General features: G+C 64.4%; 23 protein-coding genes. 15 read left to right on the plus strand and 8 right to left on the minus strand.

The features are described from left to right. Positions 1-88: 88 nt before the first annotated feature. Positions 89-1,045: a type I pantothenate kinase gene (gene coaA, locus CXY72_RS11805; protein WP_104127876.1), complete on the minus strand. Its 957-nt coding sequence runs from the start codon at positions 1,043-1,045 to the stop codon at positions 89-91. Positions 1,046-1,079: 34 nt separating this feature from the next. Between coaA and glmS the strand changes: the two genes are divergently transcribed. From glmS to CXY72_RS11855, 10 genes are all read left to right on the plus strand, one after another. Next, positions 1,080-2,930 carry a glutamine--fructose-6-phosphate transaminase (isomerizing) gene (gene glmS / locus CXY72_RS11810; protein ID WP_104127877.1) on the plus strand — a complete coding sequence of 617 codons (1,851 nt, stop codon included), beginning with the start codon at positions 1,080-1,082 and terminating at the stop codon, positions 2,928-2,930. Between the two features lie 19 nt (positions 2,931-2,949). Next, positions 2,950-3,303 carry a holo-ACP synthase gene (locus CXY72_RS11815; RefSeq protein ID WP_104127878.1) on the plus strand — a complete coding sequence of 118 codons (354 nt, stop codon included), beginning with the start codon at positions 2,950-2,952 and terminating at the stop codon, positions 3,301-3,303. Then, the gene (gene alr, locus CXY72_RS11820) at positions 3,303-4,424 is read left to right on the plus strand and encodes an alanine racemase (RefSeq protein WP_104127879.1); all 1,122 of its coding nucleotides are present in this window, start codon (positions 3,303-3,305) and stop codon (positions 4,422-4,424) included. The genes CXY72_RS11815 and alr overlap by 1 nt, the downstream gene beginning before the upstream one ends. Continuing rightward, entirely contained in the window at positions 4,417-4,935 is a 519-nt protein-coding gene (gene tsaE, locus CXY72_RS11825; protein ID WP_199184029.1) for a tRNA (adenosine(37)-N6)-threonylcarbamoyltransferase complex ATPase subunit type 1 TsaE, read from the plus strand. Before alr ends, tsaE begins: the two co-directional genes overlap by 8 nt. Positions 4,936-5,003: 68 nt before the next feature. Continuing rightward, on the plus strand, positions 5,004-5,771 hold the full coding sequence (locus CXY72_RS11830) for a sulfite exporter TauE/SafE family protein (RefSeq protein ID WP_104127880.1): 768 nt from the start codon (positions 5,004-5,006) through the stop codon (positions 5,769-5,771). 55 nt (positions 5,772-5,826) lie between these two features. Beyond that, a complete protein-coding gene (gene tsaB / locus CXY72_RS11835; protein ID WP_104127881.1) occupies positions 5,827-6,462 on the plus strand; it encodes a tRNA (adenosine(37)-N6)-threonylcarbamoyltransferase complex dimerization subunit type 1 TsaB in 636 nt (211 codons plus the stop codon). Further along, the gene (gene rimI / locus CXY72_RS11840; RefSeq protein ID WP_104127882.1) at positions 6,459-6,956 is read left to right on the plus strand and encodes a ribosomal protein S18-alanine N-acetyltransferase; all 498 of its coding nucleotides are present in this window, start codon (positions 6,459-6,461) and stop codon (positions 6,954-6,956) included. Before tsaB ends, rimI begins: the two co-directional genes overlap by 4 nt. Continuing rightward, positions 6,956-8,047: a tRNA (adenosine(37)-N6)-threonylcarbamoyltransferase complex transferase subunit TsaD gene (gene tsaD / locus CXY72_RS11845; protein ID WP_104127883.1), complete on the plus strand. Its 1,092-nt coding sequence runs from the start codon at positions 6,956-6,958 to the stop codon at positions 8,045-8,047. Before rimI ends, tsaD begins: the two co-directional genes overlap by 1 nt. 84 nt (positions 8,048-8,131) lie before the next feature. Continuing rightward, complete coding sequence (locus CXY72_RS11850) at positions 8,132-8,641, plus strand: DUF4190 domain-containing protein (RefSeq protein ID WP_104127884.1); 510 nt, start codon at positions 8,132-8,134, stop codon at positions 8,639-8,641. 102 nt (positions 8,642-8,743) lie between these two features. After that, positions 8,744-9,145: a hypothetical protein gene (locus CXY72_RS11855; RefSeq protein ID WP_104127885.1), complete on the plus strand. Its 402-nt coding sequence runs from the start codon at positions 8,744-8,746 to the stop codon at positions 9,143-9,145. 83 nt (positions 9,146-9,228) lie between these two features. Here CXY72_RS11855 and CXY72_RS11860 read toward each other — a convergent pair whose 3' ends face one another. Beyond that, on the minus strand, positions 9,229-10,434 hold the full coding sequence (locus tag CXY72_RS11860; protein WP_104127886.1) for a class I SAM-dependent methyltransferase: 1,206 nt from the start codon (positions 10,432-10,434) through the stop codon (positions 9,229-9,231). A 126-nt stretch (positions 10,435-10,560) separates the two neighbouring features. Here CXY72_RS11860 and groES point away from each other — a divergent pair, with 126 nt between their 5' ends. The 4 genes from groES to CXY72_RS11880 all read left to right on the plus strand — a co-directional run bounded on the left by groES (position 10,561) and on the right by CXY72_RS11880 (position 14,140). Next, the gene (gene groES, locus CXY72_RS11865) at positions 10,561-10,857 is read left to right on the plus strand and encodes a co-chaperone GroES (RefSeq protein WP_092107311.1); all 297 of its coding nucleotides are present in this window, start codon (positions 10,561-10,563) and stop codon (positions 10,855-10,857) included. A gap of 98 nt (positions 10,858-10,955) precedes the next feature. After that, the gene (rarD, locus tag CXY72_RS11870) at positions 10,956-11,900 is read left to right on the plus strand and encodes an EamA family transporter RarD (RefSeq protein ID WP_104127887.1); all 945 of its coding nucleotides are present in this window, start codon (positions 10,956-10,958) and stop codon (positions 11,898-11,900) included. A 101-nt stretch (positions 11,901-12,001) separates the two neighbouring features. Next, entirely contained in the window at positions 12,002-12,709 is a 708-nt protein-coding gene (locus CXY72_RS11875; protein WP_146071153.1) for a hypothetical protein, read from the plus strand. A gap of 126 nt (positions 12,710-12,835) precedes the next feature. After that, positions 12,836-14,140, plus strand: coding sequence for an ABC transporter substrate-binding protein (locus CXY72_RS11880; RefSeq protein WP_104127889.1), 1,305 nt, complete (start codon positions 12,836-12,838; stop codon positions 14,138-14,140). Between the two features lie 133 nt (positions 14,141-14,273). On the opposite strand, the gene CXY72_RS11885 is transcribed toward CXY72_RS11880, so the two are convergent. Then, complete coding sequence (locus CXY72_RS11885; protein WP_233197810.1) at positions 14,274-15,872, minus strand: MFS transporter; 1,599 nt, start codon at positions 15,870-15,872, stop codon at positions 14,274-14,276. A 64-nt stretch (positions 15,873-15,936) separates the two neighbouring features. Next, positions 15,937-16,746 (minus strand): tryptophan-rich sensory protein, encoded by an 810-nt coding sequence (locus CXY72_RS11890; protein ID WP_104127891.1) that lies wholly within the window; start codon positions 16,744-16,746, stop codon positions 15,937-15,939. 57 nt (positions 16,747-16,803) lie between these two features. Between CXY72_RS11890 and CXY72_RS11895 the strand changes: the two genes are divergently transcribed. Further along, the gene (locus CXY72_RS11895) at positions 16,804-17,277 is read left to right on the plus strand and encodes a MarR family winged helix-turn-helix transcriptional regulator (protein ID WP_370446257.1); all 474 of its coding nucleotides are present in this window, start codon (positions 16,804-16,806) and stop codon (positions 17,275-17,277) included. 131 nt (positions 17,278-17,408) lie between these two features. On the opposite strand, the gene CXY72_RS11900 is transcribed toward CXY72_RS11895, so the two are convergent. Genes CXY72_RS11900 through CXY72_RS11915 form a run of 4 tightly spaced genes read right to left on the minus strand, consistent with a single transcriptional unit; the run spans position 17,409 to position 21,363 of the window. Beyond that, positions 17,409-18,176: an ABC transporter ATP-binding protein gene (locus tag CXY72_RS11900; protein WP_104127893.1), complete on the minus strand. Its 768-nt coding sequence runs from the start codon at positions 18,174-18,176 to the stop codon at positions 17,409-17,411. Continuing rightward, positions 18,163-19,083, minus strand: coding sequence for an ABC transporter ATP-binding protein (locus tag CXY72_RS11905; protein ID WP_199184040.1), 921 nt, complete (start codon positions 19,081-19,083; stop codon positions 18,163-18,165). The genes CXY72_RS11900 and CXY72_RS11905 overlap by 14 nt, the downstream gene beginning before the upstream one ends. Before the next feature lie 25 nt (positions 19,084-19,108). Continuing rightward, a complete protein-coding gene (locus tag CXY72_RS11910) occupies positions 19,109-20,089 on the minus strand; it encodes a branched-chain amino acid ABC transporter permease (RefSeq protein ID WP_104127895.1) in 981 nt (326 codons plus the stop codon). 8 nt (positions 20,090-20,097) lie between these two features. Beyond that, positions 20,098-21,363 (minus strand): branched-chain amino acid ABC transporter permease, encoded by a 1,266-nt coding sequence (locus tag CXY72_RS11915; RefSeq protein WP_104127896.1) that lies wholly within the window; start codon positions 21,361-21,363, stop codon positions 20,098-20,100. Between the last annotated feature and the right edge of the window lie 245 nt (positions 21,364-21,608).

Raw genomic sequence — 21,608 nt, forward strand, 5'->3', positions numbered from 1 at the left:
CCAGGCCCCGTCCCCGGGCCCAGCCTATAAACTGGGCCCGCGTTCGGGGCCCAGGCCCCGTCCGGACACGGCGCGCGCGTGCGCGGGGTCAGACCTTGCGCAGCAGCACCTTGGAGACGGCGTGCGTGGGGTCTTTGCGCAGTACGAGGGTTGCGCGCGACCGGGTAGGCCGAATGTTCTGCAGCAGGTTGGGCTGGTTGATACTGGTCCAGATGCTGCGTGCCTTGCCGCGCGCTTCGTCTTCGGTGAGCGCCGCGTAGCGGTGGAAGAACGAGTTGGGGTTGGCGAACGCCCCGCGTTGAAGCTTGAGAAATCGTTCCTCATACCAGCGAGCAATGTCCTGGGTGCGAGCATCCACATAGATGGTGAAGTCGAACAGGTCGCTGACCGAGAGTCCATGTCCAGGGGCGGGAGGCTGCAGCACGTTGAGGCCCTCGACGATGAGAATATCGGGTTGTCGCACCACGATCTGCGCGTCGGGAACGATGTCGTAGCTCAGGTGCGAGTAGAACGGTGACCGCGCCTCCGGGGCGCCGCTCTTGACAGCGCTGACGAACCGCAGCAGAGCACGCCGGTCGTAGGACTCCGGAAATCCTTTGCGTTCCATCAGGCCGCGGCGATTGAGTTCGGCATTGGGAAAGAGAAAGCCGTCGGTCGTGACCAGTTCCACCCGGGGGGTGTCGTCCCACCGGGCGAGCATCTCGCGCAGCAGTCGGGCGGTCGTCGACTTGCCCACCGCAACCGAGCCGGCCACGCCGATCACGAACGGAGTTGGGCGAGCGCGTTGCCCGAGGAATCCGCTGGTTGCGCGGTGCAGGGTGCGGGCATTCGCCGCGTAGAGGTTGAGCAGGCGACTGAGCGGAAGGTAGACATCCGTCACCTCGTTGATGTCGAGTGGCTCACCGATGCCGCGCAACTGCACGATCTCGGTCTCTTTGAGCGGCCGCAGAGTGGTCGGTGCGAGGGCAGCCCAGTCCGCTCGGTCGAGCTCCACGAAAGGGGTACCGTGACCGTTCATTACAGGGGCCAGCACCAGATCGGACATTCCCCCAAGCTTAGTCCGACTAAAATCGATCTCTATGTGCGGAATCGTAGGTTATGTCGGAAGCAATAAGACCGTTGACGTTCTCATGGGAGGACTCGGACGGCTCGAATATCGAGGGTACGATTCCGCGGGTATCGCCGTGATCGACGAATTCGGGGTGCTCAACACGGCCAAGAAGGCCGGCAAGCTGTCGGCACTGACCACGGAGCTCAAAGCCCACCCCATCAACGACGGCACGACTGGAATCGGTCACACCCGCTGGGCCACCCACGGCGGTCCCAATGACGAAAACGCGCACCCGCATCTCGGTGACAACAACAAACTCGCCCTCATCCACAACGGCATCATCGAAAACTTCGCCGAGCTGCGGGGAGAACTGCTCGCCGAAGGCTTCACCTTTCTGAGTGAGACCGACACGGAGGTCGCCGCGGTGCTGCTCGGCCGGGAATACCAGCGCGTCGGCGACCTGGCGGAAGCCTTCCGCACCATCGTGGCCCGCCTCGACGGAGCGTTCACGCTGCTCGCCGTGCACCAGGACCAGCCCGGCATCGTCGTCGGAGCCCGCCGCAACTCGCCGCTCGTCATCGGTCTCGGCGAGGGCGAGAACTTTCTCGGCTCCGACGTCGCGGCGTTCGTCGAATACACCCGTCGCGCCGTCGCCATCGGGCAAGACCAGATCGTCACCATCACAGCGGATGCCGTCACCGTCACCGACTTCGACGGTCACCCCGTCGAGACCGAAGAGTTCGACATTGCCTGGGATGCCTCCGCCAGCGAAAAAGGAGGCTGGACCAGCTTCATGGCGAAGGAAGTCTCCGAGCAGCCCGATGCCGTCGCCAACACCCTTCGCGGGCGCATCACCGCCGAACAGGTGGTCGTTCCCGAACTGACCGAATTCGGCGACGATGTGCTCGCTGGCGTCCGTCGTATCGTGATCATCGCCTGCGGAACTGCGGCCTACGCTGCCCAGACAGCCAAATACGCCATTGAAAAATGGGCGCAGGTGCCGGTGGACGTCGAACTCAGCCACGAGTTCCGCTATCGCGACCCGGTACTTGGCGAAGACACCCTGGTGATCTCGATCAGTCAGTCCGGCGAGACCATGGACACGCTCATGGCCGTCAAATACGCCATGTCGCTCGGCGCTAAGGCCATCTCGATCTGCAACACGCAGGGAGCGACCATCCCGCGTGAGAGTGACGCGGTGATTTACACCCACGCCGGGCCCGAGGTTGCCGTGGCGTCGACCAAGGCCTTCGTGGCCCAGATCACCGCCCTCTACCTGTTCGCCCTGCACCTCGCCCGGGTGCGCGGGAGCCTGAGTGCTGCCGAGCAGGCCGCGCAGGTTGCCGAACTGCAGGCCATCCCGGAGAAGATCCAGACCGTTCTCGGCGTTGAAGACGAGGTGCGCCAGCTGGCGCGCTGGATGAGCGATACCCGAGCGGTACTGTTCCTCGGCCGCCACGTCGGCTTTCCGATCGCGCTCGAGGGGGCGCTCAAGCTCAAGGAACTCGCCTACATCCACGCCGAAGGCTTTGCCGCCGGTGAACTCAAGCACGGCCCGATCGCCCTGATCGAGCCCGGCCAGCCGGTTTTCGTCGTCGTGCCGAGCCCGCGCGGCTCAGCCCATTTGCATCCGAAGGTCGTCTCCAACATTCAGGAGATCCGGGCCCGCGGCGCGCGCATCATCGTCATCGCCGAGGTCGGAGACGCAGCGGTGCTGCCGTTTGCCGACACTGTCATTCACATTCCCCTCGCGGCGCCGCTGTTCGAGCCGCTGCTGGCCGTGGTACCGCTGCAGATGTTCGCCATGGAGCTCGCCATCGCCAAGGGTCTCGACGTCGACCAGCCGCGCAACCTCGCAAAGTCCGTCACGGTCGAGTAGTGCCAGTCGAGGTGGCACGATGATCAAGGGCATCGGGGTTGACGTGGTCGACCTGGCGCGGTTCGCTCGTCAGGTCGCGCGCACGCCGCGCCTGGTGCCGCGGTTGTTCACGGAAAACGAACGCGGTCTGCCGGTGCACTCTCTCGCAGCGCGTTTCGCCGCCAAGGAAGCCCTGATCAAGGCTCTCGGCGATAGTGTGGGCGCTACCTGGCAGGAGATGGAAATTGTGAACGACCCGCACGGCAATCCGGAATTCCAGCTCAGTGGGGCGGCCCAGGCAGCGCTCACCGAGCGTGGCATCACCCGGGTGCACGTCACCATGACGCACGACGCGGGCGTGGCTTGCGCCTTCGTCGTCGCCGAGGGGGAGTGATGAGCGGTTTTCGCGAGGCCATGGTCGACCTCGCTGCCATTCGCCACAACATGGCCCACCTGCGCGCTGTCGCCGGCACCGCGCACGCCATGGCGGTCGTCAAAGCCAACGCCTACGGTCATGGCGCCGTGCCGGTGGCGCGCGCTGCCCTCGCGGGTGGGGCCGACTGGCTTGGCGTCGCCGACATCGATGAGGCCCTGGTCCTACGTGACGCGGGCATCGACGCACCGATTCTCGCCTGGCTGCACGACTCCGACGCTGATTTCAGCGCCGCGATCGACGACGACGTCACGCTCGGGCTCTCCTCAGCGCAGCAGGTGCAACAGGTAGCGGATGCCGCGGCGGAACTCGGCCAGAGCGCATCCGTTCATCTGAAACTGGAAACCGGCCTGAGCCGGAATGGCGTGCACGAGAACGACTGGGCCGAGGTCTTCGCGCTCGCCGCTGCGCTCGAGAGGGTCGGGCTGCTGCGCGTCGACGGTGTCATGAGCCACCTCGCCAACGCGTCGGCGTTCGATGATCAGCAGGCGCTCGAATGCTTCGAACGCGGCGTCGCCGCCGCCCGCGCGGCCGGGCTGACCCCCACGCTCGTGCATCTTGCATCGTCAGCAGCGGCACTGCGGCTGCCGGCCGCTCGCTTCACCATGGTGCGATTCGGCATCACCATCTACGGGCTGTCGCCCTTCGACGATGCAACCTCGGCCGATCTCGGCTTGATTCCGGCCATGACCCTGCGCGGCCGGGTTGCCCTCGTCCGCCGGGTCAGTGCCGGCGCTGGAGTCTCGTACAACTACCTGTGGCGCGCGCCGCAGGATTCCACGCTCGTGCTCGTTCCGCTCGGCTATGCCGACGGCATTCCCCGGCAGGCCTCGGGTGCGGCGCTCGTGCACATTCACAGCGCGAACTATCCGCTGGTCGGACGGGTGGCGATGGACCAGTTTGTCGTGAACCTCGGCTCCGAGAACCCGGGAGTCGCTGTCGGCGACGAGGTCGTACTGTTCGGCGACCCGGCCACGGGAGCGCCGAGTGCCACCGACTGGGCCGACGCCGCCGGCACGATCAACTATGAGATCGTCACGCGAATCGGGCCCCGGGTGACGCGGCGACACCTCAATGGCTGAGCTGCACCGCACGATTGCGAATGCGGCGGCGATGCACCGCTTCGGAGTGGACCTCGCCGGAGCCCTGCTGCCCGGTGACCTCATCGTGCTCACCGGACCGCTGGGGGCGGGCAAGACCACGCTGACGCGCGGCCTCGGCGAGGGACTAAAGGTGCGTGGGGCCGTGACCAGCCCCACTTTCGTGCTCGCTCGCACACACCCGAGTCTCGTGGGCGGGCCGCCGTTCGTGCACGTCGACGCGTACCGCCTCGGCAGCGCCATGGAACTCGACGACCTCGATATCGACTTCGTCCGCTCGATCGTCGTGGTCGAGTGGGGCCGCGGCCTGCTCGATGGCATCACCGAATCCTGGCTGGACATCGAGATCGAGCGGCCGCAGGGCCGGGCGCTCGTGACGTCGAGAACGGATGCTGAAGCATCCGTTCTCGATCTGGATCACGACCTCGATGAGCCGCGTACCGTGACCGTGGCCGGTCACGGCCCCCGCTGGGACCGTCTGGCGTTGGTCTAGCGTGTCCATTGCTGCCCGCTGTCTGCGACGTCGCCGTTGAACACTCAAACCCAGGGAACTCTTACTCAATGACTCTTCTTGAAGGCGCGATCATTCTGGTCGCCGGCATTGCCGCTGGCATCATCAACGTGGTCGCCGGCGCGGGGACCCTGATCACTTTTCCTACGCTGCTGGCCCTGGGCGTCCCGCCGATCACCGCGAACGTGTCGAACACCGTTGGTCTGGTTCCCGGGTCGATCGCGGGTGCCTACGGTTACCGGCGGGAACTCAAGTCACAGTGGCGACCGGTGGCCTGGATGGCCGTGTTTTCGGCTGTCGGTGGGGTGACCGGCGGTCTGCTGCTGCTGATCCTGCCGGAGGAGGCCTTCTCGGTGGTCGTTCCGTTCCTCCTGCTGTTGGCCGCCATGCTCTCGGCGGTGCAGCCCCAAGTGGCACGGTACGTTCGGCGCAAAGCGCCCGAAGGCACAACCACCGACACCCGCCCGATCACGTTCGGTTTGGTACTCGGCATTCTCGGTACGGGTGTGTACGGCGGATATTTTGGAGCAGCCCAGGGCGTGGTGCTCCTTGCCCTGCTGGGAATCCTCTGGACTACCGATATACACCGGGCAAACGGAGCCAAGAACGTTCTGGCCGGCACGGCCAACCTCGTGTCGGCGATCATTTTCATCTCGAGCGGAACCGTGGATTGGGTGATCGCCCTGTTGATCGGCGTGGGCTCAGCCTTCGGCGGTTGGATCGGCGCCCGCATCGGTCGGCGCCTCTCGGCCCCGGTGTTGCGCACGATCCTCGTCGTCGTCGCACTAACGGCCGCCACCGTGCTCTTTCTGACCTGATCACACCGGAGCCCGGCGCGCAAAACGCTTGCCCCATCAAAGCTAGGCTGAACGGGTGCTACTCGCCATTGATACCTCTGCTGGCACGAGCGTTGCCGTCGTCGATTTCACCCGGGGTGTCATCGCCGAACGCGGTGAAGCCGACACGATGCGCCACGCCGAAATTGTCGGTCCGTTCATTCTCGAGTGTCTGCGGGAAGCGGATATCGCGCCAGCGGCACTCTCCGGCGTGGTCGGCGGTATGGGCCCCGGCCCGTTCACCGGCCTGCGCGTCGGCATCGCCTCGGCCCGGGTCTTCGCCCTCGGCGCCGGCAAACCGCTCGTGCCGGTCATCAGCCACGATGCCATCGCCTACGGCCACTACCGCCGTGGACACAGCGGCCCGCTCGTCGTCGTGACCGACGCCCGCCGCCGCGAAATCTACTGGAGCGCCTATTCCCAAGCGGATGCCGTGGGTTTGCCGGTGCGCGTTGGTTCACCCGGCCTCGCCAAACCGGCCGAACTCGACGACCCGGCCTGGCTGCACGCGCTGTGGCCCCGAATCGACGCCGCCACGGTCGCGGCTGGAGATCTCGGACTGGTGGCCGAGCTGAGCTTCGCCCACCACCGCCCTTTCGCGGCCAATGTGCCGCTGTACTTGCGCTCACCCGATGTCACGTTGTCGAACGGCCCCAAGCGGGTCAGCCGATGACCTGGCAGCTGCGCCGCGCGCACGAAGCCGACCTGGTTGCCATCATGCACCTCGAGACGACCATTTTCGAGAACGATGCCTGGTCGGCGCCCATGATGCTGCGCGATCTTGGAGACCCGGCCTGCTATTACCTCGTGGCTTTCCCGCCGGATTCCCCGAGCACGATCGAAGCTTACGCCGGGCTGCTCGCCCCCCGCGGCGCCACAGAAGGCGACATCCAGACCATCGCCGTCGCCGACTCGGCCCGCGGTCACGGACTCGGCCGTGCACTCATGGAGGCGCTCATCAGCGAAGCTCGCAAACGCGGCGCCCGGCTGATCTTTCTCGAGGTTCGCGCCGATAACCCGGGTGCCCAGCGTCTCTACGAGCGCCTCGGATTCCTGGACATGGGGGTGCGCCGCGGTTACTACCAGCCAGACAACGTCGACGCCATCGTCATGCGCCTGAGTATTCCCGAATTGGAATCAATGCTAGTAGCCGTGGAGATCCCGTGATGGTTACGAACCGCACCGATCCCCTCGTGCTCGGCATCGAGACCTCCTGCGACGAAACCGGCATCGGCATCGTGCGCGGAACCACCCTGCTGTCCAATACGATTGCGAGTTCGATGGACGAGCACGCCCGCTATGGCGGCGTCGTGCCGGAGATCGCGGCCCGCGCGCACCTCGATGAACTGGTGCCGGCCATCAACGCGGCCATCGCTGAAGCTGGCATCCGCTTGCACGATCTTGATGCCATCGCCGTCACCTGCGGCCCCGGACTCTCCGGCGCCCTGATGGTCGGAGTCGGTGCTGCGAAGGCGCTCGCCGTTGCGCTCGACAAGCCGATCTACGCGGTCAACCACCTGGTCGGCCACGTCGGGGCCGACCTGCTCCATCATTCCATTCACACCAGCAGGACCGAGACCAGCGACGCAGCCCCGCTCGAGTACCCGACGATCGCGCTGCTGGTCTCCGGCGGGCATACCTCGCTGCTGCTGGTGCGCGACCTGGTCAGCGATGTCGAACTACTCGGCGAGACCATCGATGATGCCGCTGGCGAAGCCTTCGACAAGGTGGCCCGGCTGCTCTCGCTGCCCTACCCCGGCGGACCGCAGATCGACCGAGTCGCCGCTGACGGTAACCCGAAGGCCATTCGCTTTCCGCGCGGGCTCAGCCAACCCAAGGACATGGCCGCGCACCGCTACGATTTCTCCTTTTCGGGTCTAAAAACCTCGGTCGCTCGCTTCGTGGAACAGCGTCAGGATGCCGGCGAACCGGTGCCCACGGCCGATGTTGCGGCGAGTTTTCGCGAAGCGGTCGTCGATATTCTGCTCACCAAGGCTCTCGCAGCCTGCGCCGACTACGGCGTGCCGCGGCTGCTGCTCGGCGGCGGCGTCATCGCTAACCAGCGGCTGCGCCACATAGCCACCGAAAGAACGGATGCTGCCGGCATCGCCTTACGCATCCCGCCGCTCTCTCTGTGCACCGACAACGGCGCCATGATCGCAGCCCTGGGCGCGCAACTCATCATGGCCGGACGCGAACCGTCAACGCTGGAATTCGGCGCGGACTCGACCCTGCCGGTCGACCAGATTCAGGTCTGATCTACTCCGGAAATCACCGACGTGCAAGCCCACGCGATATTCTGGATCAGCGACCCTGAATTTTTAGCACAGAGGAGACCGCAGATGTCTGATCCCACCCAGCCCCCCGACAACCCGACGAGCAGCGACCCGACGAGCAGCGACCCGACGAGCAGCGACCCGACGAGCTCGAAGCCGACCGATCCCAGCGCATCCCCCGCTTACGAAACTCCGGCCGCTCCGGCTTACCCGGCGGCGCCAAGTTACCCGGCAACGGGAGGTCAGGAAGCGCCGGGATATGGCCAGGCTCCGGTTTATGGGCAGCCGCCGGCGTACGGCCAGAATCTATACGGCCAACAGAACCCGCACGACAAATACAACGTTCTGTCGATCATCTCCCTCGTTACCTCGATCCTCTTTGTCTCGGTCGTCGGTATCGTCACCGGCCACATTGCCCTGAGCCAGATCAAGAAAACCGGCGAAAAGGGACGCGGGCTCGCCCTTTGGGGAACCATCCTCGGCTACGTCGGACTGCTCGGCGGCACCATTTTCATCATTATCACGATCGCTTTCGTGATAGCCGCAGCCTCCACGGGCGCGGGCTATTACAGATAGCGACGCAGCAGTGGCCCCGTGCGGGGCCGCTCGGCACGTTTCGACCGACTCCGGGTCGATCCCAGCGTTCCGTTGCTTGCGGTTCGCGGCCAGAGGACGCCCATGACGACACCCCACCAGCACGATGACGCCTCGGCGCAGCTGGGCTACACGCGTGCTCCCGCGCCGCCGGGTAGCCAGCTCGACTGGGCGTCCACCGTGACCGCTCCCACCGAGTTCGTGCCGTATACCTACACCGAGGCGGAGGTGGAGCGCATCACCGGCCGTCGCCGGCTCTCGATCGCCGCCGTGAGTTGTGGCCTGGCCGGGCTCGGCTTGGGAGTGATCGGTGTGTTCGGTCTGCCGCCAGCGCTCATCGCGATCGCCCTCGCGCTGATTGCGCGCAGCACCGAGAATCGGGCGCGCACTCTCTGGCTCAGCGGCCTCGTGAGTGGTCTCGTCGGCGTTCTACTCGCGGCCGGCTGGATCGTTTATATCAGTCAGACCGTGCTGCCCCTGCTCTAGGGCGGTCCGGACCGAAGTTTGGACATTCGCTCGAAAACACGTACCCGCCGAGAATTTTCGCAGTCAGGCAGCGGCCTCGCCGGCTAGCGCACGCGCTCCACGAGCAGTGCAACGCGATGCCCGGCCGCCCGCGTCAGAATCAGGGTTGCTGACTCGGGCCCCTTGAGCTTGAGTCGGGTGCGCAACGTCGCCGGATCCACGTCGACGCCGCGTTTTTTGATTTCGAGAGTACCGATCCGTCGCTGAAGCAACGCCAGCCGCAGCTTCTTTTCGTCGAAGGGCAGAGTCTCGAGCACCCGGAAGGCACTCGCGAACGGTGTTGGAGTGAGCCGGTCATTGGTCAGGTAGGCGATGCCCTCGCTCACCATATGCGCGTTCAGCGAGCGGGCCAGATCACCGATCAGCCGCGCCCGAATGACCGCGCCGTCGGGTTCGTAGACGTAATTTCCGAGGCTGCCCGCTTCGACGTCTGCACTGTCTTCGGGGGCAGTCAGTTCGTGCGTGCCGTCAGGAGTCAGGAGCAGAGCCGATCGACGGATGCCGATGCGTGCGAGTGCGCCAAACCACAGCCCCATTTCCACCAGCTGGCCATCCACCGACACCCACTGGGCCTCGGCGTCGACGGGAATCCGGTCGCGGTCGTGACCGGGGCCGAGCTTCATCCCAAGCGGCAACCGGGTGGCCAGCAGGTACGCGAAGTCGAGTGAGGGGGAGTAATCCTCGGAGCGGGTCAGCCGCGTCGTGTTGCTGTGTCCACTCGTACGGCGGGCCGGGTCGAGCCAGACCGCGTCGACATCACCGAGGTCGAACGTCTCCGCGTCGGCCTGCAGGGCAGAAGCGTTGGGAAACGGTGCGAGGTTGAAGCTCGCGACGGTCGCCGTGACCTCGTCGGCGTCGATGGCGACGACCGAAACGTCCAGGGCGGCGAGGGCCATGGCGTCGCCGCCGATGCCGCAGCCGAGATCGGCGACCCGCGGCGGGCGGCCCAGGGCCGCGCCGAGCCCGGCGAACCGACCGGCGTGCAGCGCGGCGACGCGTAATCGTGTCGCCTGCTCCAGACCAGCCTCCGTGAACAGCATCCGCTCGGCGAATTCACCGAACTTGACGGTGGCCTTCGCCCGAAGCCGGGACTGGTTGAGCACGGCCGACACGACGTCGGATGGGTGTCCGGCCTTACGCAGGTCGCTCACAAGCTTCAGCACGTCGCCCTGGCTGTCATACGACGGCAGGGAGTCCAGCAGTCGCAAACTCGCGGGGGAAAGCAGGTCAACGAGTTCGGTTCGATCCATGCTGCAACGTTAGCAAAATGACCCCCCATCTGGCACTCACGTTGCGTGAGTGCCAGAACCCCCCTAAACTTCACTTGGCACTCTCGCTGGGAGTCTGCTAACCCAAATCTTAGAAAGAGGTCAACCGTGTCGGTCTCCATCAAGCCGCTCGAGGATCGCATCGTCATCAAGCAGGTCGACGCCGAGCAGACCACCGCATCAGGTCTGGTCATTCCTGACACCGCGAAGGAAAAGCCCCAGGAGGGCGAAGTTGTTGCAGTCGGCCCCGGCCGCATTGACGACAACGGCAACCGCGTCCCCCTCGACATCGCCGTCGGCGACAAGGTGATCTACTCCAAGTACGGCGGAACCGAGGTCAAGTTCGGTGGCGATGACCTGCTGGTTCTCTCCGCTCGCGACGTGCTCGCCGTCGTCGTACGCTAAGTAGTTCTCTTCGCTTCTAGTCTCTAGACTGAAACTCCCGAATAGCAGTGCTGTTCGGGAGTTTTTGTTTGTGTACTTTTGTTCCGCAGGAGAAGACCATGACGGATGCTGCCGCATCGGACCGCACGAGAGCCCATTCCACGTACCGTTCCGGCCTTATCTTCGGTGGTCTCTCCTACGCCCTCTGGGGGGCGCTGCCGCTCTATTTTCTGCTGCTCGCGCCCTCCGGCGCGTTTGAGATCGTGGCGTGGCGGGTGCTGTTCTCGCTCGTCTTCTGCGCTCTGATCATCACGGTCACTCGCACCTGGACGGTGCTCGGGCGGGCCCTGCGGCAGCGGCGTCTGGTGTGGACCATGGGCCTGGCCGGGGTGTTCATTTTCATCAACTGGCAGACCTACGTGATCGCCGCGACCACCGGACACGTCGTCGAAGCGGCCTTGGGCTACTTCATTAATCCGATCGTTACCGTGTTGCTCGGCGTTTTCGTGCTGCGGGAAAATATGCGCCGGCTGCAGTGGGTGGCCATCGTGATCAGCTGTGTCGCCGTCGTCGTTCTCGCCGTCGGATATGGTTCCGTACCATGGATCTCGCTTATTCTCGCATTTTCCTTCGGGTTGTACGGTCTGATCAAAAAGCGCGTCGGTCCGAGTGTGGATGCCGTCACCGGCCTCACCCTTGAGACCGCGTGGCTGGCCCCGGTCGCCGTCGTGCAACTCGTTGTCGTCTCGGGACTGTCCGGAATCACCTTCGGCACGGTGTCGCCCTGGCACACGGCGAGTCTGCTCGCGGCCGGGATTATCACCGCGGTACCGCTGCTGCTGTTCGCCGCGGCCGCTCGGCGACTGCCGTTGACCGTGCTCGGACTCATTCAATTCGTGGCGCCGGTGTTCCAGTTCCTCGTGGGCGTGTTCATTCTGAACGAGGCAATGCCGTTCGAACGCTGGGTCGGCTTCGGTCTGGTCTGGGTGGCCCTGATCGTTTTGATGGCTGACATGGTGGCTTCCGGTCGCAGTCCCCGGCGCAGCATCCGTGAAGTCGCCTAGCTCCCAAGACCGGGCCGGTTAGCCGATACGGTGAACCGTCACCTTGCACGCGTCAGTCCAGTTCAGTTCATTTCACGCCATTTCCGTACTTGAGGATCCACATGCCCCATCGCCCCATGATCGCCGTAGTTTTTCTGCTCGCCTTGGCCCTGACGGGTTGTACTGGCGCCCCGGCGGCCACGTCGACCACGATTCCAACTCCGGTCGAGAGCACCAGCCCGACCGGCGACGGCACGCTGAGCATCGGCACGCTGTTTCCCATGACCGGTGAAAATGCCGCGAGCGGCGCGGCCCAGGTAGCCGGCACCGAAATCGCCGTGCGCGATATCCTCGCCGACCAGACCACTCCCACCCAGCCCGTGCAGCTCATTCACCGCAACTCCGACGGAGACCTCGCCGCCGCCTACGCCGACCTTGCGGCGCGCGGCGTCGACCTGGTGCTGTGGGACGCAACGACAGCGTTGCCAGCGGATGTTGAAAGTTCCGTTGGCAACACCGCCATCATGGCCCTCATCGACTTTGCCAACGGGGGAACTCCGCTTGCCGCTGACGAGGAGTTCACTGCCCGGCTGAAGACCGCCGACCCAGGGCTAACGGTCACGGCTGGCGGTGCGGAAGCCTACGACGGGGTCATCACGGCAGCCCTGGCCTCCGTCATCACCGCGGATGATGGTGGCGCCTCGCTCGAAGCTGGCTGGCCCCGGGTGGTTTCTGGAACCGCCGTGTGCGCATCCTGGGGGGAGTGTGTTTTTGCCCTGACGGAGAACCAGATCATCGATTATCAAGGGGTGACCGGCCGTCGTTCGTAACGATTTGGTCGCTTTACCAAGTTCTCCCGTGAAGGGGTAGGTTTCCGGGGCCTTGATTGCCTACTCTGACACCACGGCAGTCAATCGGCTGATCAGTCTTACCCCCTTTATCAATCAAGGAGCAACATGAGCGTTTTCGCGAAGGCCTCGGCCTCCCGCTCAGTTCATACCCTCGTTACCGGTGTCGCCCTCATCGGCGTGAGCGCCCTTTTGCTCACCGGCTGCAGCAATGGCGCTGCTACGGCGCCAGCAGAATCAGCAGCCCCCACTGCGGATTCTGCTGGGGACTTCCAGCCGGTCAAGGCTGGTGATCGTGATCTTTCCCTGAAGATCGGTACTCTCCTCCCGCAGAGTGGTGGACTGGCCTTCCTCGGCCCGCCCGAAGAAGCGGGCGTTCAGCTCGCTATCAACGACATCAACGCGGCGGGCCTCGGCATCAACATCGAGCCGATCTTCCGCGACTCGAGCGACACCACGACCGACCTCGCCACCGTCGCCGTGACCGACCTGTTGTCGAAGAACGTCTCGGCCATCGTTGGTGCAGCCTCGTCGGGTGTGTCCAAGACCGTGATTGACCAGATCACCGGTGCCGGCGTCGTGCAGTTCTCCCCGGCCAACACCTCGGACGCGTTCACCACGTACGCCGATAACGGTCTGTACTGGCGTACAGCGCCCTCCGATGTGCTGCAGGGTGAAGTGCTGGGCAACCTGATTGCTGACGATGGAAACGAAACCCTTGGCCTGATCGTGCTGAACGACGCCTACGGAACCGGTCTGGCCAAATATGTCAGTGATGCATTCACCGCCGGCGGTGGCGAGGTCGTCGCGACGGCCTTGTTCAACGAGGGCGACCCGAACTTCACCGCTCAGATCGCCGAGGTCACGGCTCAGGATCCCGACGCGATTGCCCTGATCACGTTTGACCAGGCCAAGGTCATCGTTCCCGACCTGGTCGCCGCGGGCTTCGCGGGCGACAAGTTGTACTTCGTCGACGGAAACGTCTCCGACTACAGCGCTGTCTTTGCGCCCGGTCTCATCAAAGGTGCCCAAGGCACGTTGCCCGGCCTCGATACCGCATCTCTCGGTGACTTCACCAAGCGCCTGCTCGAAATCGACCCGAAGCTAACCGACTTCAGCTACGCCGCCGAGTCGTATGACGCCGTCGTTCTGATCGCCCTGGCCGCCTACGCGGGCCAGGACGTGTCGGGCAAGTCGATTGCGAGCTATCTGCGTCAGGTCTCCGGCGGAACCGGCGATGGCACCAAGACCACCGACTTCAAGACTGCTGCCACAGCGCTCAAGGCGGGTGAGCAAGTCGATTATGATGGTTTCTCTGGTCCGATCACGTTTGATGAGAACGGCGACCCCACCGGTGCAACCATCGGCATCTACAAGTTCGATGCAGAAAACAAGTACTCCCGTACCAACTAGCTCGACTGCCTGACCTGAAGGGCCCCGGGTTCTGCCGGGGCCCTTCTTCATGCGTGCGGGCGTCACCATGCCAGTACGAGACATGTGCCAATATTTCCCGCAAACACCCTCGCCAGGCTATGAGGAACAGGCCCTAGACCGGTTCCTCCGACGTCCGGGCGGCGATGACGCTTGCGCTGGCCGCTTCCTCGTCGCGCTGTTCGTGGTGCGGCGCCGTTCCGGAGAGCCGCAGCGTCGCCAGGAAGCCGAGTACGAGAAACCCGGCCGCGGCGAAGGCCGAGTACCGGGTGCCGTCGCTGAAGGCCTCCCGGGCGGCATCCGCCACGGCCGGGCTCTGCGCCTCCAGAGCAGGGATCGCGGAGCCGGCACTGTTGACGACCGCGTCGACGATCTGCGTCTGGGTCTGGGCCGGCAGGCCCGGCACGGAAGACAACTTCGCGTCGAGCGATGCGCCGACCGCGGTGAACAGCACCGTGCCGAGCACTGCGATTCCGAGCGCGGACCCGATCTGCCGGGCGGTGCTGGAGGTGCCGGAGCCCTGGCCGCTCTGCGCCACCGGGACGTCCTTGAGCACCACGCCGGTCAGCTGCGCGGTGGCCAGACCGACTCCGATCCCGTAGACGAACAGGAACGGCACGACCGTTAGCCAGGTGGTTTCCGCGGTGATGATGATGCCGAGCCCGGTGACACCGATGATCTCCGCGATGATGCCCAGGCGCACGATCGTCTCTGGCGAGGTCTTGTTGCCGAACGCGCCCGAGAGCGCGCTGGCCACGAACGAGCCCACCGCGAGGGCGAGCAGCACGAAACCGGTCTGCAGGGCGTCATAGCCGAGCACGTTCTGCAACCAGAGCGGCAGCGAGAGGATGATGCCGAATTCACCGAGCGATACGATCATGGCGGCGATGTTGCCGTTACGGAACGAGGGGATCGCGAACAGGGAGAAGGCGAGCAGGGTGGTCTGGCCGGCCCGCTGCCGGTAGCGCCCCCAGGAGACGAAGGCGATCCCGCAAACGATGGTGAGCAGGAAAACGAATGGGATAACCGACCAGGAGTACGGCCAGGTCCAGTCGCCGATCGTCGGGGCGTTGTTGGTGAGCCACCAGCCGTAGGTGCGGCCCTCGATCAACCCGAAGACGAGCGAGGCGCTGGTGATGACCGAGAGGATGGCGCCGATCACGTCGACGCGGTGGGGCTCCCCGGCATCCCGGGATTCGACCACGAAGACCAGCACGCCGATGATGATGACGATGCCGAGGGGCAGGTTGATGCCGAACGCCCAGCGCCAGGAGAAGTAGGTGGTGAGCCAGCCGCCGAGCAGCGGGCCGACGGCCACCATGCCACCGATGGTGGAGCCCCAGATCGCGAACGCGATGCCGCGGTCCCGGCCACGGAAGGTGGCGTTGATGATCGACAGCGTGGTCGGCAGCACCATCGCGCCCCCGACGCCCTGGATCAGCCGGGCCAGGATCAGCAGGTCGCCCGACTGGGAGAACGCGGCGAAGACGGATGCCGTGGCGAAGACGATCACGCCGAGCACCAGGAGCCGGCGGCGCCCGAAGCGGTCGGCGAGCGTGCCGAACACGAGCAGGAGCGCGGCGAAGACGAGGGTGTAGCTCTCCTGCACCCACTGCACCTGGGTCGACGTGATGCCCAGATCGTCCACGATCGACGGGATGGCAACGTTGATGATCGTGGAGTCGACGATGATCAGGGCGACCGCGACGCTGATGACGACGAGGCCGGCCCAGCGGCGGCGGGCGGTGGGGGAGGTGGGGGCGGGGGAGAGGTGCTCGTCATGCGGGTACCAGTCCTCGCGTTGACGTGGGGGAGGCGCGTCGGATGCGAATGGTGACGGTGACGGCGAGAATGACAACCACCGCGACGAGGGCCGCGATCGCGGCCGGGGTGGAGAGAAGGGGGCCGGTGAGGCGGGCGACGGCGATCCAGGCGAGTCCCCAGCAGAGGGACGCGGAGGGGGCGAGCCGGCCATGCCCGGAGAGAGCGATCAGCACGCCGACGAAACCGGCCACCGCGATCACCCCGACTGCCCAGACGTCCGCGCTGATGCCGAAGCCGCCGAAGCCGCCGGCGACGAGTACGGCCGTCACGTTCGCCGCGGTGGCGATGCTGACCCAACCCAGGTACAGGCCGATCGTGCCGTCGGCGACGATCGTCTCGACCAGGTTCTTCGGCCGAGAGGCGAGGGTGAGCTGGAACCCCCGGACCAGCACGGCCAGAAGCAGCACGATCACGGGGACGCTGAGTGCGAGCAGGTCGAATTGGATGCTGAGGATCCAGGCCGCGTTCAGGACCAGTGTTGCGGCGACCGGGTAGCCGAGGGCGCGCTGCCGGGCATCCGTTGTCTGCGCCGGCAGGAACTGCCAGATGGCGTAGGCGATGAGGCCGAGGTAGATCGGCGTCCAGATGCCAAATGCCGCGCCGGCGGGGGCGATCGGGGTCGCATCGGCGGCTAGGGCCCCGCCCGACGCGTTCTGGATCGGGGTTCCACCGGCGGCGCCCGAACCGATGAATGATCCTACGATGGCCAGGATCGCACTGACCAGCACCACGGTCTGGCGCAGACGATCGCTGCTCAGTTTCATCTCAGTCTCCTACTAGTCAGCTAGCTGATTAGTTGACGCTAGCACTAGATTAGGGGCATGACTACACCTGATCCGGAACCCCCAGCGGAGCAGGAGCCGAGACCGGCGCCCGTGCAGGAGTCCATGGCCTGCTGGCCGACCGGACGACTGCTGTCGACCGCCGCGCGGCTGGTCGAACACGCCTGGGTGGAGGCGCTGGATCAGCTGGGACTCACCCATGCCGGCATGATCGCACTGCACTTGCTCGGCCCGGGGCCGCTCAGCCAGACCGAACTCGCTCATGCCGCCCGCGTGCAAACGCAGACCATGTCTCGCACCCTCGAACGACTCGAGCGCGAGGGCTACGTCGCGCGCACCCGGGACGAGCACGACGCCCGCCGACACTCCGTGGTCAGAACGGATGCCGGTACCGCCGTCTGGGAGAAGTGCCGCACGCTCGAGGCCGACCTCTTTCCCGAGCTCGAAAACGTGGACGCGATGCGTGACGCGCTGCTCACGATCATCTCCGCCTCCTCAGCGCGCCGCTGGTGACGCGGGCCATCCGACACCGGGCTAGCGGCGTACCCCTCTTAAAGCGTGTCTCCTAACGGATCCAACCAGATCGTAATGGCGCGGCGCATGGCTCCGCCCGAACCCCGACCCCACCGGTTTGGAGACATGCTCTAGTCCTGCCCGAGGGTTCCCAGGTACAGGCCGATCACCTTGGGGTCATTCAAAAGCTCACGTCCGGTGCCGGTGTACGCATCCCGGCCCTGATCGAGCACGTAGCCGCGGTCGCAGATCTGCAGGCAACGACGGGCGTTCTGCTCGACCATGATCGTGGTCACGCCGGCCTTGTTGATCTCCTTCACCCGCAGGAATGCTTCATCCTGGCGGACCGGGGAGAGGCCGGCGCTCGGCTCGTCGAGCAGCAGCACGTGCGGACCCATCATGAGCGCACGGCTCATGGCGACCATCTGTCGTTCGCCACCCGAGAGCGATCCCGCGCGCTGGGACATGCGCTTACGAAGCTCGGGAAAGATCTCGGTGACGAATTCGAGTCGTTCGACGAGCCCCTTGGGCTTTTGAAATATGCCCATCTCGAGGTTTTCGCGAATGGTCAGGGTGGGAAACACATTGTTGTTCTGTGGTACAAAACCGACGCCCTGCGCGACCAGCTTGTTGGCCTTGAGGTTGGTGATGTTGTTGCCGCGCAGCAGAATTTCGCCATCGCGCACCTTGACCTGACCGAAGATCGACTTGAGCAGCGTCGACTTGCCGGCGCCGTTCGGACCGATGATGCCGATGAGCTCACCATCGTAGGCGGTGAGTGAACAGGAGTTGAGAATGTTCACACCGGTCACGTAGCCAGCGGTGACATTCTTGACCTCGACGACAGCGTCGCGGGTTTCGGTTGGAGCCGGCACGGCCAGCGGGTTAGCGTTCGTCATCGAGCAACTCCTTTATGGCTGACACGTGCTCGGTTTCGGTATCGGGGTCTACCCCAATGTCTTCGTCGTGGTGCTGCCCCAGGTAGGCGTCGATCACGGCCGGGTTCTGCATGACCTCGTGGGGGTCGCCCTCCGCGACAACCTTGCCCTCGGCCATCACGATCACCCAGTCGGCGATGTGGCGCACCATGTGCATGTCGTGCTCGACGAACAGAACGGTCATGCCCTGGGACTTGAGGTTGAGGATGTGATCGAGCAGCGACTGGGTCAGCGCGGGGTTGACGCCGGCCATCGGTTCGTCGAGCATCACCAGAGTCGGGTCGCTCATGAGCGCGCGAGCCATTTCAAGCAGCTTGCGCTGCCCGCCGGACAGGCTCGCCGCGTAGTCGTTCTTCTTGGTCTCGAGCTTGAACCTGGTGAGCAAGTCGAGCGCTTTCGCCCGGTTCTCCTCCTCTTGGTTGCGCCAGAGAAACGGCATCAGGGCCCGGAACATGTTCTCGCCGGTCTGACCCTTGGCGCCGAGGAGCATATTGTCCATGACGGTCAGCAGCCCGAGGGCTTTGGTGAGTTGGAATGTGCGAATCTGCCCCATGCGGGCGACCTTATATGCGGGAACGCCGGCGAGGGAACGGCCGTCAAAGGTCCACTTGCCGTCGTTAGGCTTATCGAAACCGGTCAGCAAGTTGAACAGGGTCGTCTTGCCAGCGCCGTTCGGGCCGATCAGCGCGGTGATCGCGCCGCGCGGAACCTCTAGATGGGCGACATCGACGGCGGTGAGGCCGCCGAAGGTGCGGCGCACGTTATCGACGACGAGAATTGGATCGACCTTCGCGCAGCCTGGTCCGGCCTCGCCGATATGCAGGCCGGTCGTCTTGACCGGCTTCTTGGTGGGAACGGGCGGCTCCAGCGGAGCCGCCGCCTGAGAAACAGCGTTAGCGGACAAAAGCCAACTCCTTCTTATTGCCGAAGACGCCTTGCGGCCTGAAGATGACTATCAACATGATCGCCACCCCAACCAGGATGAAGCGCAGTTGGCCGCCTTGGATGGACGTCATAAACGGCAACCAGCCCGCTTCCACAGCACGGGCGACGAAGCCAGAGAAGAACGACAATAGCACCCAGAAAATCATCGAACCGATGATCGGACCGAGCACTGTCGCGGCACCGCCGAGCAACAGAATGGCATAGATGAAAAAGGTCAGCGTGGTCTGATAATTCGACGGAACAACCGCCCGCGGCAGGGCAAAGATCATTCCAGCGATAGTGCCCAGTACGCCACCGAAAATGAGTGATTGCATTTTGTAGGCGTAGACGTTCTTACCGAGGGCGCGTACGGCGTCTTCGTCTTCCCGGATGCCTTTGATGACGCGGCCCCAAGGGCTCCGCATGATCTGCCAGACCAGCAACGCCGCAAGAATCACGATGGACCAGGCCACGATCCGCAGCCAGGTGTCATAGGCGTTGTTCGTGAAAGGGCCGAAACCGTAGGTGCCGTCGGCGAGCGGGTTGAGGGCCGCGAACTCGTTCTTGTAGCCACTCAGCCCGTTGGCCGAACCCGTGACGGAGGCGTAGGTGTTCGTCGTGAACAACAGCCGCACAATCTCGGCGGCAGCAATTGTGACGATCGCGAGGTAGTCGGCGCGCAGTCGCAGCGTTGGAATCCCCAAAATTAGCGCAAAGATAACGGACGCGCCGACGCCGACCAGAAAGGCACCCCAGACGGGAAACCCGAAGGTCAGGATCGAGATCGCGTAGCCGTACGCCCCGAGAGCCATGAAGCCGGCCTGGCCGAAGTTCAGCAGGCCGGTGTAACCGAAGTGCACGGCCAGCCCGAGGGCGGCGAGTGCATAGGCGGCAGTGGTCGGGCTGATCAGCTCGACGGCCGCATTGCTAAAGATTGCTCCCCAGTCCATGTGAACCCCTAACCAATTCTTTCTTTACGACCCAGAATGCCTTGCGGTCGAAACAGCAATACCAGGATCAAAATAACCAGGGCGCCGACGACTTTCATGTCGGACGGAAGCCAGAGCGTCGACAGCTCAACGAAGAGCCCGACGATGAGGGAACCGACGAGGGCTCCAAAGGCCGTGCCGAGACCGCCGAGGGTCACCGCGGCGAAGACGAGAAGCAATATCTGAAATCCCATGTCCCAGCTGACGCCTGGGCGAAAGTATGCCCACAAGACGCCGCTGAGCCCGGCCAGCGCGGCTCCGACCACCCAGACGATGCGAATGACGTTATCAACGTCAATGCCACTAGCCGACGCCAGGCTGGGATTATCCGAGACGGCGCGAGTGGCCTTGCCAATGCGAGTGCGCAGCAAAAAGAAAGCCACGGCGAGCAGCACCACGATGCTGATGCCCATACTGGCCAGGTCAATCGGAGACAACGAGATCGGACCGAACTTCAGGTCGGTCATTCCGGATCCGGGGAGCTGACTCGTGCTGCCGCCGAAAAAATACTGGTACAGGTAGCGCAGGGCGAGCGACAGGCCGATGCTCACGATCATGAGGGGGATCACGGCCACACCCTTGCGGCGCAATGGTTTCCAGATCACCGCATCGAGGCCGTACCCCAGCGCGCCGCTGAGCGCGATGGCGATCAGAATGGCGAGCCAGATCGGAAGCCCGAGGTTGACCGAGAAGACCAGAGTCATCAGGGCGCCAAGGGTGATCATCTCGGCGTGTGCGAAGTTGCTCAGGCCGGTGGTGCCAAAGATCAGCGACAGCCCGATCGCCGCGAGCGCGAGCAGCAGACCAAAGTTCAAACCATTCACGAACCGGTTGACGAACTGGTCGAAGAAACTCACCGTGTTACGGGTGCCTTCGCCGAGGAAGAAGTTGACCGACTTGCGGTCGGTCAGGCCGAATTCCGTGTCGATAACGTTACCTCCCTTGGCCACGACGACGCCCTTCGGCAGGGTTTGCTCGTCCAGGGTTACCTCGTAGGTGCCCTTCTCGGGAACGCCGATCGCCCACTTGCCGGCGGCATCCGTCACGGTGTCGGCTGTGTAGCCGTTGCCCTTGACTGCGATGGCCACACCGTCAAGGGCTTCACCATTGAACTTCACGTTGCCCGAAAGAGTGAAGCCGTACTCGGTGCCTACCTCGTCGGCGTGCGCGCTGCCCGCCGAGAACGTAGCCATGGACAGAGCTGCGAGGAGCGTTACGAACAGAATGACCAGCATTCTGGGTAGGTATCTCTGAGCCGTCAGAGTGGACTTCACGGGACCTCCATGTTGGTGCCGACCGGTGGCTGACCGAGCGGGCGCCGGACAAGTACAGCCAGCGTCGTTGGTGTTGTAAGAGCCGATTATGTCCTAATTTTTTCGAAAGTTCGCACCAGTTCACGATTCGTGGGCGGAATGTGATGAGCGCAAACACGCTTAACATTGAAGAACCCGTTAAATCATGCGATTTGGCGGACAATTTT

It is taken from the genome of Cryobacterium sp. Y57 (assembly GCF_002929505.1).
Classification (GTDB): domain Bacteria; phylum Actinomycetota; class Actinomycetes; order Actinomycetales; family Microbacteriaceae; genus Cryobacterium.